The organism is Butyricimonas sp. (assembly GCF_019423355.1).
Taxonomy (GTDB): Bacteria; Bacteroidota; Bacteroidia; order Bacteroidales; family Marinifilaceae; genus Butyricimonas; species Butyricimonas faecihominis.
The window spans coordinates 168,260-183,605 of record NZ_JAHZBP010000012.1 but is presented as its reverse complement, the minus strand read 5'-3'; the positions used below and the strand labels follow the sequence as shown (position 1 = coordinate 183,605).

The window sequence follows — 15,346 nt, the reverse complement described above, 5'->3', positions numbered from 1 at the left end:
AAACGAACGTTTAATGATAACTTATTAGTAATCAAAAATTAAGGCGCATTTGATTGGTATTGAATATCTTGTCAAGAATTTATATTGTACAAAAAAATGTCACTAGAAATGGTACACTTAAATCCACGGTTATCCCGTGAACGATTGATATGATTACAAACTCTTTTCCGCAGAATCTTGTGATAATCGGAAGTGTGGTATCAGCGGTGGTTGCTCCTCCCACGGAAATAGGGGCTAGTTTACCAAAATAGCGCACGAGTAGAGGGGCGGCTAATAAGGCTATTAATTCACGGAGGATATTAGATACTAAGGCAATTGTGCCGAGTTCGGCACCTTTGTATTGAGTGATAAAAATAGTCGAAAGGGAATAATATCCGAATCCGGAGCCTACTGCGAGACAATCGGTGAGGCTTTTGCCGCCTAGAACGAGGCTGATTAAAGCCGAGCCTGCCAGAGTGCCGATAATCGTTGCCAATGGCACTAGAATGATTTTAAAGTTCTGGTGTTTCAATGCTTCTAGAGCTTTTTTGTCACTTCCAATGCTGATGCCCACGAGAAACATAAGTACATATAGGGCGTAGAGAGTGGGTTCTTCTGCAGTTAGCAGGGCGGGAACATCAACGAGTCGTCCGAGTAATACTCCGGCAACAAAAAAAGAGACTATGATTATACTACCTTTCATGTGATGGAATTTATTTGGTGGTCATGAAGAAAAAGTGATAGACACCCCATGCGCACAATACACTTCCTGTAATTGCCGCTAAGGTAATAAGTAAAGCTTCCAATCCGATAGAATCAAGGTTGTTCATTACCTCCCCGTTAGCACCAACTGTGATCCCTAAAAGAAATAAAAGGAGAAATATGGCATAATTAATGAGTTTTTGCACGAACTTCAAATTTCTCTCTTTAAAGGCATATCCTAAAATGATGCCGCAAACCATCAAACTAATAACTATAATCATGATCTTAGATTTCTTTCCGCGAAACTACGATTTATTTTATAAAACTACTATATTTATAAATTCGTACTTAAAAACGCAACATTAATAAAATGTGTTACGTTAACCTATAGAGTTTAAATCTTTAAAAATGTTGTTATGAAAAAAGTGATTTCATCTATAGTAGTCCCGAATCGGAAATTCTTGAGTTTGGGCTTGCTAATATTGCGTGTACTTGTCGGGATAACAATGTTGACGCATGGTGTGGCTAAATTGACGTCATTCTCCGAATTGTCTGCTACCTTCTCGGATCCTATAGGTTTAGGAAGTACTTTGTCTTTAATTTTGATTATTGGGGCTGAAATTGGGTGTTCCTTGTTTGTTATTGTAGGTGCTTTTACTCGGTTGGCTACGATTCCATTGATATTTTCTATGTTGGTGGTTATATTTATCGTTCATGCCAGTGATCCATTTCAGATGAAAGAATTGCCTTTATTATATTTAGGTATCTATATCTTGTTATTTTTCACAGGTGCGGGAAGAATATCTCTGGATGCAATAATTTCAAAAAAAATAGATGTAAATATTCGAAAATAAAGAAAAAAAGCAGGAATCCTATGGGATTACCTGCTCTGTTCCATCCAGAATAGGAACTACGTTTTCATCTTCTCCTAAAATTGTTGCTGCTAATAGCCAATATATTAGTAAAAGGATGGAGATAATAATTCCGACAATCTTCCAAGGATTAGTTCTTTTCTTCTTCATGTTCTTTATGTCTTTGAGTGATTCATTGTAGACATGAACGTGAATCGATATGTTTTTGTTTGTTTATTTGAGAATATTTTTGGTAAAGGTTTTAGACTATTTTGGTCAAAAACACTCCATAAACAAAAATCAGCCACTTACAAAGTGACTGATTCCCTGAGGTCGGTAGCAGATTTGAACTGCTGTACACGGTTTTGCAGACCGCTGCCTAACCGCTCGGCCAACCGACCCTGTTGCGATTTTGCGTGGCAAAGATAAGGCGATATTTTGGATTTTGCAATACCTTGCTGCAATTTATTTTGATAAAGTAACACTCGTGGCTGCGATCTTCCCTCCTAGTGGCGGGTTTAGTTTTGAAACCTTGATAGTTACATGAGAAATTTGTGGGAAGGCATTATATAGTGCGTCGATCATTCTTTTTGCCACGTGTTCCAACAAGTGTGAGGTAATCATCATTTCTTTGGCGATAATCTCGTATGCGGTGAGATAACTTAAAGCATCTGCGATGTTATCTGTTTGGGCTGCCTTGTCGCAATCTGTTTCGATACGGGCGTAAACCATGAATTTATTTCCCACGACACGTTCTGTTTCATAACATCCGTGGAAGGCGAAAAATTCCATTCCTTCAATTTCGATGATTCCATTCATAATTGTTAACTTTTGTTTCTGTAAAAATAATAGTATCTTTCGTCTTTAAATACAAAAGAGCCGACGGGGAATGTCGACTCTTAAGATTACATTACTAACTACTAACCTAAACCATACAAACTTATGAAAAATCTTCAATCTCTTAAAGACGGTGCAAAGATAAAGCGTCTGTTGTATCTAGACCAATTTTTATTGTTAATAAAAGCTATTGATTGGGTTAATGTTAGTTAATCTTCTTGTGCCTTTAAAGCTATATTTTGAATGATTATAGCAGTATTTCATTGTAACTAATTAATTCATAGTGATGATGGTATTTTTGTCGTGTGAATGCAGATGTATTTTTGTTAATTTCTTGTTAGTGCATGGCCTATAAAATGAATTTTATTTGTAAGTTTAACAAATCGTTTAAGATGAATTAATTAATATGGTAAGTTGGATAAAAGTAACAGATATTCAGTGTATTATTGAGCGAGCGGGAGAGTTGATAAAAGAGGTGTATGACAAGAGAAACTTTAATGTAGAGCTAAAGAGAGATAATACACCCGTGACAGAAGCGGATAAAGTCTCGAGTGAGTATATCACAAGTGCCTTGAAAAAGTTATACCCGGAGATTCCGGTGATTAGCGAAGAGGCGTCATTACCGGCTTATGAAGAAAGAGAGAAATGGGCGTACGCTTGGATTATTGATCCACTGGATGGTACAAAGGAATTTATATATCGGAATGGGCGTTTTTGTATTAATATTGCTCTTGTCGAAAAGGGAAAACCCATATTCGGGATGATTAATAACGTGTGTGATGGTGAGATTTTATGGGCTTTTGCGAGCGGGGAGAAGGGGATGGTAAAAAAGGGAAAGGAAGAAGCTTTGTCGGGAATCGGGGGAAAACAATCAAAGTTGAGAGTGGCCGTCAGTCGTTTTCATGTAACGGAATGGGAACTACGATATGTTGATTATTTGAAATCTCTGGGCCATGAGGTTGAACTTGTCCCGTTGGGGGCATCGTCAAAACATTGCCTCCTTGCTAAAGGAGAGGTGGATATATGTCCCAAATTCGGGAAATGCTCGGAATGGGATGTAGCGGCAGGACAAGTGCTTGTCGAAGCAACTGGTGGTTATGTGGTGAATGCGGAGACTGGAGGGGAGGTTCGGTATAATAAAGAGAATATGATAAGCCCTCCCTTTGTTATGTTTGGTAAACGTGTTTACGACGAAATTAAAGAAGGAAACAAGACTTTTTTAGATTTCAAGGCAAAAAGTGTGGTAAAAAATGATTACCTTGGGGCTCGAAGAAATGAAATAAAAAAACAAGATATAATGGAAAAGCAATACGCGAAAGAATTAGTAGAGTTTATACATGAGAGTCCGACAAACTTTCATGCCGTGGCAAATGCCAAAAAAGAATTACTTGGTAATGGTTATAAGCAACTTTTCTCCGGTGAAGCATGGCAAATAGAAAAAGGAGGTAAATATTTCGTGACGAAAAATCACTCTTCACTTTTTGCTTTCGAGATTGGTAGCGGAGAGATTGCTGAAGAAGGGTTCAAGATTATTTGTGCCCATAGTGATTCTCCGACGTTTAAAATCAAACCGAATGCTGCGATGCCTGTTGCAGGAAAGTATTTGAAGTTGAACACGGAAGTGTATGGAGGACCCATTATGTACACGTGGTTCGATAGACCATTGTCCATGGCCGGACGGGTTATGTTGCGTAGTTTGAACCCGTTGAAGCCCGCTACCCAGTTCGTGAATTTCAAGCGGCCGTTGATGGTTATTCCTCATATTGCCATCCATTTTAACCGCGCTGTGAACGATCAGGGAAACCCGTTGAGTAAACAGAAAGATATGCTTCCCGTGATTGCCATGATTAATGAGACTTTCGAAAAAGATAATTATTTGGTTAAACTTATCGCGGAAGAGATGGGAGTAAGTCAGGAAGACATACTTGATTTTGACCTGACTCTATATGAATACGAGAAAGGCTGTTTGTTCGGGGCGAACGAGGAGTTCATTTCAAGTGGCAAACTGGATGATTTAGCCATGGCTCATGCCGGGTTAAAAGCTTTCGTGGCTTCCGAGAAATGTCGTAAGACAAAAATTCTTGCTATTTTTGATAATGAAGAAGTGGGAAGTGGAACGAAACAGGGTGCCGGTTCTCCAATTTTGAGAACAATTATTGAACGTATCGTTTTTGGATTGGGAGGTAAACCGGAAGATTTGTATCGAGCAATTCATAATTCGTTCATGATTTCTGCGGATATGGCCCATGCTCTTCACCCGAACTACGTGGAGAAACATGATCCTACGAATCATCCGGTAATAAACGGTGGTCCCGTGATCAAGATCAATGCGAATCAGAAATACATCACGGATGGGGATTCTGCCGCTGTGTTTAAGACGATCTGTAAGATGGCTGGTGTGCCTTGTCAGGAATTTGTAAACCATTCAGACATGGCTGGAGGTTCAACCTTGGGAAATATATTATTATCGCAAATGGAAATGCGTGGAGTGGATATCGGTAATCCCATGTGGGCAATGCATTCCGTTCGGGAAACGGGCGGGGTATTGGATCATGCTTACGTGATAAAAGCTTTCACCACGTTTTATAATATTTAAAATTGTTGTTATTTGAAAGAAAAGTCGGACTGGTATTCAGTCCGGCTTTTTTAGTACCCTAAAAGGATAGGAATATTTATGGAAATTAGATGACGAGTGCATCTATAGATAAATTATTCACTATTAATTTTGAAGTTATGAAACTATTTTTGTTTGTTATGTTATTTGTCTCGGGGATGTTTTCTGATTCGACACAAATTAGTAAAATTGACTTAGATAAAGATTTTTTCTTGTTGGGTACGCTTGATGAATATCTGGGGCGTCGAATACGGGAGCCGAAAGATGTTTTCGTGGATGCGTATTATCCTCACGAGGGGTTTGTGGTGAGGGTACTTGATTCTCTTTTCAAGACTGAGTATCCGGATTTAAAATGTAATGTGGAGCCGTCTGGGCACATGAATTTGTATTCCAAGGAATTGGCATATAAGGTGAATGAATATTTTGGGATTGAAGGGGAAAAGGCTGAAAAAGATTCGTTTACTGGTGCAAAATTGAATAAAGATGTTTTTAAGACAGATAAACAAAGATATTCTTATCTGGCCGGGGTGTTCTTGCGCTATGGAACCATTTTAAAGGATGATTTTAAAATTAGGTTTGCCAATGCCGGGGGAAAAGTCGAAATCTGCAAAATGTTGTTTGAAGAATTAAAATGTACTGGCGTGGAGTTCGAACATTTAAAAGCAATTCCAGCTTCAAATACATTTTCTTTTACCCCTAAAGGAAAATTGGAGGAATATTTGCTATATGCCGTGATGTTAAGAGGAAATTTGGCACAGAGATATGAAGAATGGGGTAGTATGCCTTTTGTAAAACAAGTAAAGTGATTGGATACTTCCAATGTGAAAAAGTCTTTGCGGATAGTTAAAGTACCTTTTAAAAGTTTTCACCTAACTTTTGAAAGGTACTCCACTATTGGCCCCGTGTCGTAAATTCATTTACAGGTATTATGACTTTTCTACTCCTTAATTCCCTCCAAAGAGTTAGCGTTTAAATCCTTCAAAGACACGGGCTTTTTCTTGCGTTAACAGTTCTCCGGTCATGGTGAGCGTGTTGGAGTGAAATGAAGGCGAGATGTTTGCCGAAACATTATTTGAACCCCGGTGAAGGGTGAGGCTTACTTGTGCGGAAATGCTGACACCTTGGACGAGAAAGCTATAAATGATACTTCCTTTTTTATCCTTTTTCATCCGGATGTCTGAAACGTTGCCTTCAACGGTAAAACCTCCCAATCCGTTTTGAAGTGGGCGAGGGGTATCAAAACTCACTTGTACGGTGGCTTTTTTGTTTTCCATGGAAATGAAATTCTTGATGGAACTGACGTTTGCTGATCGACCTCGTTTAAAGATCAGTCGATTGGCCTCCAGTACGAACGTGTTGTTTTCTAAAGCACGAACGGCGTCTTGGTACAATTGTTCTTTTACTTTCTGTTGAGCGATTTTACGCTCTTGTCTGGTTTGTGTACGTTTTTCTTTTGCCGTCATTTTAGTTTGAGCGGCAAGAGGGGCTAGTGAGCCTAGCACTAGGGCTAATGCGATGAGTGTAGTGATATGTTTCATAATGCTTTATGTTTTATTGCTTTTTTACGGGGAAAAGAATATTGATGTTTTATAAAAATACTGTTTTTATGGTGTAGGATGGCGATAAAAGTTTGAAGATATTGTATCTTCGCATATAGTAAATAATGAATTGAGATAGGATGAAAGATCAACATCAAGTTCTGCATAAATGCTTAGTGGAGGATGTTCCGGCATTTGTTTTGACGGGAAAAGACGTGTGTGCGATAGCGACATTAAAGACGTATTTGCAAACTGCGATAGAAAAAGGAGGTAGTGATGAATTCGTTAATGATATGGTATTAGTGTTGCGAGAATTTGAACGATTCCAGCACGAGGAGCCGAAAAAGGTGAAAATACCGGATTGATCCGGTTTGTGTGGAGAAGAGGTAAAATCCCTTTGATATAACATTCACGTTTAGGTAATGTAGAATTTAAAGTATTTCAGATCTCTCCCTGTTTATAGCCACTTTTTGCATACATCTTTAAAAATTTGCGTACATTTAACCCAGAAATCTTGATATTTCAGACACGAATAACGAGATCTGTCAAGATGCAATTCCCGGGGAAGAATCGGGGACGACTTGTAGAAGATAGGGATCACCTTCGGTTCACTCTCGGTACTCCTTCGCTACACCCTCGCTCACGAGCATCCAAAGACCGAAAACGAACCGAGAGTGAACCGAGAGTATCCCGGAAGTTCCTTTTTCCATCCATGTGTATTACCCGGGAACGATAATAACTAATGGTGGAGCTGGCTAATTGAGAATCCGATTCCGACTAAAAATGTATAATCGTCAAACTATGAGGTTCTTTGTACCCTTTCGATATACTCGACAAATGGTTCGATTTCCTATTTCAACCTGAATTGTTGTAGGGCAAAAGTAACCTCAAAACAAAAAAGACTCATTATGAGACTCTTGTGGGTGCTGAGGAATCAGCACCCAATATCTTGTAAATTTTTTATTTTTTAACTATTTACATGCAAGCAACTCCTTGTATTTTTAATAGGGGTTACTCTTAAGTAACTTATTCGAGACAAACTTCTGTCATCCATCGTCCTCTAACTATCTTGTGATAAAGATACGATTTTTTCCCAAAATCACCTTGCCTTTGACTATTCTTCTTTTGGATATTAACTTTGAGAATTGGATAGATATCCTTCCATCACGTTCAGAATCCTCCCAAGATAACATGTAAATTCTCTCTCATAAAAGTCATTGCCCGTTTATAATGAGTTTTTGTAGTGGATTCCGCAACTCCGAGTTCTCGAGCGATCTCTGGTAAGGTTTTACGTTCCACGATATGTTTTAACAAAACCTCTTTTTGTTTATCCGGTAAGCGAGACAGGACTTCGTTTAAGCGTTTTAATAAATTCTCATCAGGTTCCTCGTCTGTCATGTTAGAAAAAAGTAAGGCTTCGATCACCTTATCTTGATTATTGTCCCGTATTTTTAAATTGCGAATATATTTCAAACAGCTATTTCGAACAAATGTGAGTAGGTAATAAACTACATTACGTTCCGCATCATACTTGTCTAAATTACACCATAAAGAGAGAAAAGCATCTTGAACAAGGTTTTCTGCTTCCTCCCAATCATAAAGGTAGCGCATAGCATAATATTGTAAATTGTAGAAATATTCTACGTACAATATCTGAAATGCTTTTTCATCTCCTTTTTTTATCCTATACCCAAGTTCTTTTATGTCAATATCGTGATTCACACCGAGTAATTTTACTGCAAATGTGTATATAATTTAGTTTGAATGCAAAAAAAATGAATTTTTTTGTCCCCCATTTGAGAGATGAGTGGTTATTATGATCGGATATAAGAAATAGTAACTCATGAAAAAGAATAAATATATAAATTGGGATTTATTAGTGCGTCACATGAGCGGGGAATTGTCTAAAGAAGAAGAAATTGTGTTCAAAAATTGGATTAAAGTAGATGAAAAACATCGAAAATACTATGAACGCATGGTTGAGGAATGGAATCGAGAAACATTATATGAACGTGATCTTCCTCGCATCTTGTCTAACTTTGAGTTATTACTTGAAACACAAAGAAAAAAACGGAAGTTGGTTATTCGTAAAAGAGTTATCAGTTGGAGCGTGGCAGCTGCCTTAATGATAGGTTTTGGTACGTTATTGCTTTTAAACCGTCAGCAATCGGAAATGTTGACGGTGGCTTCTTCTGTCGTAATTACTCCCGGTGAAAGTAAGGCATATCTTGTCATGTACGATGGTACAAATATTCAATTAGATAAAACAACTGATAGCTCTAATTTAATCGTTGGCTCCACTAAGATCAGAAATAATAAAGGAACCGTGACATTTATTGATAATGATAAATTATCGCAACAGATAGAGTACAATACTCTTGTGATACCTCGAAATGGTGAGTATCATATTGTTCTAAATGACGGGACCGAGGTATGGTTAAATGCTGAATCCAAATTGAAATTTCCTACAGATTTCAAAGGGGATGAACGTCGTGTTTTTCTCTCTGGTGAGGCTTATTTTAAAGTGTCCTATGATAATTCACATCCTTTTATTGTAGAAACAGATCTTGGCAATATCAAGGTTTACGGAACGGAGTTTAACGTGAGACGTTACACGGATGAGCAAACTGTTCGTACGACATTGGTAAACGGAAGCGTGGGATTTCAAAGTAAAGAAAGTGTTACAGAAAATTACGTGAAAATTGAACCCGGATATCAGATCAGTTATGAAAGAGGAGAAGATGTAGTTGTAAAAAAAGTAAAGGTAGCCAATGAAATAGCTTGGCATAAACAATTGTTCTGTTTTGAGAGATGTACATTGGAAGAAATCATGAAAGACGTGGCTCGTTGGTATGATGTAAAAGTGACTTTTGATAACGAAAATTTGAAAGGGCTATCTTTCACTTGTACTTTGGATCGTTATGATGAAATAGAAAAACTATTGCGTTTTTTTGAGGAAGTATATAACATTGAATTTAAAATTGAAGGAAAACATATAACTATCATGGAACAATAAAAAAGTGCGGGTTGTAGTTTGGCGACATACCCCCGCACCTTATTCACATATTTATTAACATGTATTCAACAAAAGTATGAAAAAAAAATCACTTGACAGGCGAGAAATTCCTGTTAAATTTAGACGGCCATGCCTAAGTATGAGATTACACGTTGTTTTCACGTTGTTCCTCGTTCTTTTAGTGACGATGCCTTCTTTTGCTCAAGACAAAAAAGTATCGTTACATGTTAAATCGGAATCTTTAAGTACAATTCTAATTCAGATTAAAGATGCAAGTGGAGAACGAATTATCTTTAACGAGAACCAACTCGAAAAGATAACAAAGGAAAATGTTTCTTTTAAAGATCTTCCAGTAAAAGAAGCTATTGATTTCGTGTTAAAAGGAACAGGGTTCAAATGTGAAGTTCTTGATGGTGTTTACGTGATCAAGAAAGACGTTCAACGTCCCCCGGTAGATGCATTGACAATTACAGGACAGGTAGTTGATATCTATAAAACTCCACTGCCGGGAGTTACCGTCCGGATAAAAAACACGACGATCGGGGTTGCCACTGATATGGATGGTAAATATACGCTTACGGTTGCTGATGGAACGGAAAATCCGACTCTTGTTTTCTCGTTCGTGGGGATGGAAAGTCAGGAAATCGAGTATTCTGGTAAAAACATTATCAATGTGACTTTAAAAGAGGATGCCGCAGAGATCGAAGAAGTTGTTGTTACTGGTATGTTTACTCGTCGGGCCGAGAGTTATACAGGATCGACAGCAACCTATAAAGCAGAAACATTAAAAGAAATCGGGAATCAAAATGTTCTTCAAAGTTTAAGTGCTCTTGATCCCTCTTTCGTGATTGCAGACAATAATATAACCGGGTCAGATCCAAATGCGGGGTGGGATATCACGATTAATGGAACAACGAGTATTACGGGCTTATCGGACACTTATTCGGCTACGGCAAATCAGCCTTTGTTCATTTTGGACGGATTTGAATCAAACCTGCAAGCTATTTCTGATTTAAGTATGGATAGAGTTGAGAGCATCACAATATTAAAAGATGCTGCATCTACTGCAATTTATGGTGCTAAAGCGGCCAATGGAGTTATTGTCGTGGAAACTAAAAAGCCTGAAGCTGGGGAATTGCGGTTAAGTTATAACGGGAATTATCAAGTTGCATGGGCAGACCTTAGTGACTATAATCTGATGAATGCGAAAGAAAAGCTCGAATTTGAACGTCTGGCTGGTCATTATGGTAAACTAGACGATGATGGAGGTATACTTGATGATAGTAAGCGTTTTCTTTATAATAAACGTTTGGCCCGTGTTGTTGCGGGACAAAATTCTTACTGGATGAACGAACCGTTACGTACAGCCTATACGCATGAGCATTCTATCAGTATGGAAGGAGGGGATATTGCTCTTCGCTACGGTTTGACATTTCGTTACAAGAACAACCAAGGCGTGATGAAAAAATCAAACCGACAAAATATAGATGGTGTGATCAATTTATTTTATAGAGTGGATAAATTTAATCTAAGTAACCAAACTACAATTAGTTATACTGATGCAGCAAATAATACGGTTCCTTTTAGTTCTTTCTCTCGAATGAATCCGTATGAGGCAAAATATGATGCGAATGGAGAGATTCAGAAAGTGCTTGAGGAAAATGACGTGTATAATCCATTGTGGGATTTTATTCAAAAAAGTTATGATGAAAATGATGCATTAGAATTAAAAAACAATTTTATTATTGAATATCGTCCGATAACGCAAATGCGTGTTCAAGGTAAATTTGGTTTTAATACATCAAGAAGTAGTTCAGAAATTTTTAAGTCTCCTTATAATACTGAATTTATTGGAACAGAGTCTACCAAACAAGGATCGTACAATCGTACGGAATATCGGAATACAGCTTATGATGGGAGCGTGCTTGTCAGTTTTGGTGAGGTGTCGGGGATACATACTTATAATTTAATTGCGGGAACCCAATTATCAGCCAGCCATAATACCAGTGAGGGATATTCTGCCATTGGATACACGACGGATCAATTTTCGAATCCTAATTTTTCTAATAGTTATCCGGAGGGTGAGCATCCTTCTTCGAGTGTGGATAAATACCGTTCTGCAAGTTTTTACTTCAATGGAAATTACGCTTTTGACATGAGATATTTATTAGACGTGAATTTGCGTTCTGATGGAGCTTCCGTGTTTGGTGTCAATAATCCATTTTCTACTACGTGGTCATTGGGAATAGGCTGGAATGTACACAATGAAAATTTTTTGAAAAATGGCAATGTTATAAATTATTTTAAGATTCGCTACTCGTTGGGTAATCCCGGGAATCAAAATATTGATGCCAAGACGGTTCATAGTGTATATACTTATTATACTTCTTATCCAAATATGTTTGGTCTGGCATCTGTCGTTAGTAAATGGGGTAACAAAGACTTGAAATGGCAACGTACGATGACTCAGAATATCGGTTTCGACATAGAAATATTTGATTCTCGTTTTCGTTTAACCGCGGATTATACATACAAAAATAGTGATCCTATTTTATTGTCCATCACTCAACCTACTTCAACAGGAGTAGAAACAATCCCGATGAATATCGGTGCGACTAAAAATAATAGTTACTCTCTTATGGCTATTTATCAAATTATCAGGCAACGTGATTGGAGATGGCAGGTGAATTTTAATTTGTTACATACTCGTACAAAATATCATAAAATAGGAACATTACTTGAAAAATACAATGAAGAAGGACGTGAAAACCAATCGCTGCGTCGTTATTATGATGGAGTGAGTTCCACTGCTATTTGGGCTGTTAAATCAATGGGGATTGATCCGATGACAGGTGATGAGGTCTTTCAACGAAAAGATGGCTCTTACACTTATAATTGGGATTCAAGCGAAGAGATCATTGTGGGGGATACGAATCCTGATTTTGAAGGAAATTTTGGTTCGACTGTACGATACAAGGGGTTTTCTTTAGGAGTTAATTTCCGTTATCGTTATGGTGGGCAAATGTTTTTATCCACGTTATTTAATAAAGTGGAGGGTTTGAGTGCTTCCGATTTGCAATATAATCAAGATAAGCGTGCTTTGTATGATCGCTGGCAAAAACCGGGAGATGTGGCAAAATTTAAGCGTATCGATGATACCTCGTTGACTAATATGTCAAGCCGTTTTGTTGCGGATGACAATACATTAGAATGTAAGTCGATATCTTTGGGTTATGAAACGACGAATGCAACTTGGTTAAAACCGATAGGACTATCTTCTTTGACTTTTCGTGTTTACATGAATGACATTTTCCGGGTTTCAACAGTAAAGGAAGAGCGTGGTCTTGATTATCCGTTTCAACGTGCTGTTTCTGCGTCTTTAAGTGTTCGTTTTTAATCTTAAAAGAATATAGATATATGAAAACAATAAATGATATAAAACATTTAATCTTGGTGTGTATATTCATCCCGATTTTTACTTCTTGTAATAATTGGCTGGCTGTTGACATGGAAGATGGTATGTTGGAAGACAAACTTTATGAGAGTAATGAAGGTTATATGACCGTGTTAAATGGCGTGTATGCCAGATTGAACGAGAATTATTCTACCACGCTTTCGATGACGATTCTCGATGTGATGGCACAATATTACAATGTCCGCCAAAATACGGATCATATTTTTCATGTTTATGGTAATTATACCTTTGATGATAAAGTATTTGAGGAAACAAGTTCAAGTGTTTGGGCTCGCCAATATGCGCAAATTGCCAATTTGAATACATTGTTAACACATATAGATGCAGAGGATTCAAATATCAAGGTTTCTTATTACCCGTTTGTAAAAGGAGAGGCTTTAGCCTTGCGAGCATTCCTTCATTTTGATTTAATGCGTCTTTATGGTCCAATCTATAATTCTGCGACAGAGAATATTACGTGTATTCCTTATCAGGAAAGTGATTCTAAAGAGATTCAACCGTTACTTCCGGCGAAAGATGTGATGGGAAAAATTATTCGTGATTTAAAGGAAGCGGCAGAATTGTTAGAAGAAGATCCAGTACGTACAAAAGGGGTAATGGCTGAAGATTCTGAGGATTTGAATGAAACGAATGATTTTCGTTATAGACAATACCGTTTGAATTATTATGCTGTGAAAACATTGCTAGCTCGTGCTTATTTGTGGGTGGGAGATAAAGCAAATGCCTTACTCGTCAGTAAAGAATTAATTGTTGAGAATGATGAAAAGAAAGTTTTTCCATGGATAACAAAGGCGGACGTTTTAAATGCAGAAATTCCGGATCTTTTATTTTCCACGGAGGTCATATTTGGTCTATATAATACTAGTAGAGTAAGTGTATTTAACCAGTATTTCAAGGAAACGACGACTATTAATAATGCACTTGTATTTAAGGGCGAAAGATTGAACGATATTTCATGTAAGTTACCTTATTATTTTTCAGATGATGATGATTTGCGTCGAGGCTCTAATTTTTGGAGTGAAGAAACATTAGAACAGATGACTAATTTTGGTTCTGCTTCTCAGCCATCAATTTGTTTTAAAAAATATGCAGATATACCCGGAACGACGAAACCTTTTCGTTATATGATCCCAATGATTCGAATGAGCGAGATTTATTTAATGGCGGCAGAATGTACTGATGATTTGACAGAATCGATAGGATATATAAATGAAATACGAAACAATCGAAATTGCGTGGATCTTAACTTACAACCGGGAGATACGAAGGAGAGCATCCAGCAATATATTACGAACGAGTTTATTCGTGAGGTGATAGGAGAAGGACAATTATATTTTTACTATAAACGTTTGGGAATGGAAGAAATCTTATCTGGGACAGAGTTTAGCGAAGATAGGTGGCTTGAAAGTATAAATCTACAGAATTATGTGTGGCCGTTACCAAAAACTGAGACAGATCAACGTGTTAATGTAAATTAATAAAATATGAAAACATATTTATATTATTTCACTACTCTTGTGAGCATCGTGTTAATCTCGATGGGTTGTGAAAAAGAAATGATGGATTATGAAGGTGAGGATGCCTTATATTTTGATGTACGTTATTCGATGGATGCCCATCAATTTTTTACGGCAGTCCCTTTTGGAAGTACTTTAGAAGATACAATGCATATAGAATGTCAGGTCATGGCTTCTGGCTATCCTCGGAATTATGATAGGGAGTTTACTGTTATTGCAAATCCGGATAGTACGACAGCAGTAAACGAACGTGATTACAGGGGACTCCAGAACACGTATGTGATTAAAGCTGGAGAATGTCGTACTACGATCAGATTTATTGCAATTCGTAGTGCGGAAATGGCAGAGGACACTCTTGTCTTGCAATTAAAGCTGCAAGGGGGGAAGCATTTTAAGTTATTATATACCAATTATGAAGATGGACCTAATAATTTTTCACCCATTTATAATGACAAATTTTCACGTAATCATGATGCGGCTTTCCATAATATTTACCTGTACGACGTTATGACACAGCCGCAAGGTTGGTGGAAGGGACTGTGGGGAGAGTTCTCTGCCACTAAATGGCGATTGATGATGCACTTAACGGAAACAACGTTCGATGATTATTCATCTATTCTAACCACGATGCCTATGGCACGAGCAAATACAATCAATGATGAAGTTGGCAAATATCTGTTGGAAATGGCGAAAAGTCGTGAAACAGTAGTTTTGGATGAAGATGGAACGATGATGTATGTAAAAGCAGTTCAAACATTAGGCGGTTCGTCCGGATGGGGAGCAGGCACAAAACCTGAAGACTATTTTAAATAAAGAA

Annotated in this window: 14 protein-coding genes and 1 tRNA gene; 8 read left to right on the top strand and 7 right to left on the bottom strand. The window is 37.6% G+C overall.

Annotated elements, in window-relative coordinates; all coding sequences use genetic code 11:
* Positions 1 to 79 precede the first annotated feature (79 nt).
* Both QVC79_RS15750 and QVC79_RS15745 read right to left on the bottom strand, forming a co-directional pair.
* Positions 80 to 682 (bottom strand): LysO family transporter, encoded by a 603-nt coding sequence (locus QVC79_RS15750; protein WP_270595481.1) that lies wholly within the window; start codon positions 680 to 682, stop codon positions 80 to 82.
* A 10-nt stretch (positions 683 to 692) separates the two neighbouring features.
* Positions 693 to 962, bottom strand: coding sequence for a LysO family transporter (locus QVC79_RS15745; protein WP_124315522.1), 270 nt, complete (start codon positions 960 to 962; stop codon positions 693 to 695).
* A 135-nt stretch (positions 963 to 1,097) separates the two neighbouring features.
* Here QVC79_RS15745 and QVC79_RS15740 point away from each other — a divergent pair, with 135 nt between their 5' ends.
* Positions 1,098 to 1,535, top strand: a complete 438-nt coding sequence (locus QVC79_RS15740) for a DoxX family protein (RefSeq protein ID WP_270595482.1) — start codon at positions 1,098 to 1,100, stop codon at positions 1,533 to 1,535.
* An 18-nt stretch (positions 1,536 to 1,553) separates the two neighbouring features.
* Here QVC79_RS15740 and QVC79_RS15735 read toward each other — a convergent pair whose 3' ends face one another.
* From QVC79_RS15735 to folB, 3 genes are all read right to left on the bottom strand, one after another.
* Entirely contained in the window at positions 1,554 to 1,703 is a 150-nt protein-coding gene (locus QVC79_RS15735; RefSeq protein ID WP_270595483.1) for a hypothetical protein, read from the bottom strand.
* A gap of 159 nt (positions 1,704 to 1,862) precedes the next feature.
* Positions 1,863 to 1,933: transfer RNA gene (locus QVC79_RS15730), tRNA-Cys, on the bottom strand.
* A 64-nt stretch (positions 1,934 to 1,997) separates the two neighbouring features.
* Positions 1,998 to 2,351, bottom strand: coding sequence for a dihydroneopterin aldolase (folB, locus tag QVC79_RS15725; protein WP_124316428.1), 354 nt, complete (start codon positions 2,349 to 2,351; stop codon positions 1,998 to 2,000).
* A gap of 424 nt (positions 2,352 to 2,775) precedes the next feature.
* Here folB and QVC79_RS17790 point away from each other — a divergent pair, with 424 nt between their 5' ends.
* Positions 2,776 to 4,965, top strand: coding sequence for a M18 family aminopeptidase (locus QVC79_RS17790; RefSeq protein WP_333562715.1), 2,190 nt, complete (start codon positions 2,776 to 2,778; stop codon positions 4,963 to 4,965).
* Positions 4,966 to 5,102: 137 nt separating this feature from the next.
* The gene (locus QVC79_RS15710; RefSeq protein WP_270595484.1) at positions 5,103 to 5,789 is read left to right on the top strand and encodes a hypothetical protein; all 687 of its coding nucleotides are present in this window, start codon (positions 5,103 to 5,105) and stop codon (positions 5,787 to 5,789) included.
* 156 nt (positions 5,790 to 5,945) lie between these two features.
* On the opposite strand, the gene QVC79_RS15705 is transcribed toward QVC79_RS15710, so the two are convergent.
* Complete coding sequence (locus tag QVC79_RS15705) at positions 5,946 to 6,521, bottom strand: DUF4251 domain-containing protein (RefSeq protein WP_270595485.1); 576 nt, start codon at positions 6,519 to 6,521, stop codon at positions 5,946 to 5,948.
* Between the two features lie 140 nt (positions 6,522 to 6,661).
* Between QVC79_RS15705 and QVC79_RS15700 the strand changes: the two genes are divergently transcribed.
* Positions 6,662 to 6,886, top strand: coding sequence for a hypothetical protein (locus QVC79_RS15700; RefSeq protein WP_270595486.1), 225 nt, complete (start codon positions 6,662 to 6,664; stop codon positions 6,884 to 6,886).
* Positions 6,887 to 7,691: 805 nt separating this feature from the next.
* On the opposite strand, the gene QVC79_RS15695 is transcribed toward QVC79_RS15700, so the two are convergent.
* Positions 7,692 to 8,243 carry an RNA polymerase sigma factor gene (locus QVC79_RS15695; RefSeq protein ID WP_270595487.1) on the bottom strand — a complete coding sequence of 184 codons (552 nt, stop codon included), beginning with the start codon at positions 8,241 to 8,243 and terminating at the stop codon, positions 7,692 to 7,694.
* Positions 8,244 to 8,364: 121 nt separating this feature from the next.
* On the opposite strand from QVC79_RS15695, the gene QVC79_RS15690 reads away from it, so the two are divergent.
* The 4 genes from QVC79_RS15690 (at position 8,365) to QVC79_RS15675 (ending at position 15,342) form a co-directional block, all read left to right on the top strand.
* A complete protein-coding gene (locus QVC79_RS15690; RefSeq protein ID WP_270595488.1) occupies positions 8,365 to 9,537 on the top strand; it encodes a FecR family protein in 1,173 nt (390 codons plus the stop codon).
* A 139-nt stretch (positions 9,538 to 9,676) separates the two neighbouring features.
* Complete coding sequence (locus QVC79_RS15685) at positions 9,677 to 12,934, top strand: SusC/RagA family TonB-linked outer membrane protein (RefSeq protein WP_270595489.1); 3,258 nt, start codon at positions 9,677 to 9,679, stop codon at positions 12,932 to 12,934.
* Between the two features lie 20 nt (positions 12,935 to 12,954).
* Positions 12,955 to 14,490, top strand: coding sequence for a RagB/SusD family nutrient uptake outer membrane protein (locus QVC79_RS15680; RefSeq protein WP_270595490.1), 1,536 nt, complete (start codon positions 12,955 to 12,957; stop codon positions 14,488 to 14,490).
* A gap of 6 nt (positions 14,491 to 14,496) precedes the next feature.
* Positions 14,497 to 15,342, top strand: a complete 846-nt coding sequence (locus QVC79_RS15675; RefSeq protein ID WP_270595491.1) for a DUF4843 domain-containing protein — start codon at positions 14,497 to 14,499, stop codon at positions 15,340 to 15,342.
* Positions 15,343 to 15,346 lie beyond the last annotated feature (4 nt).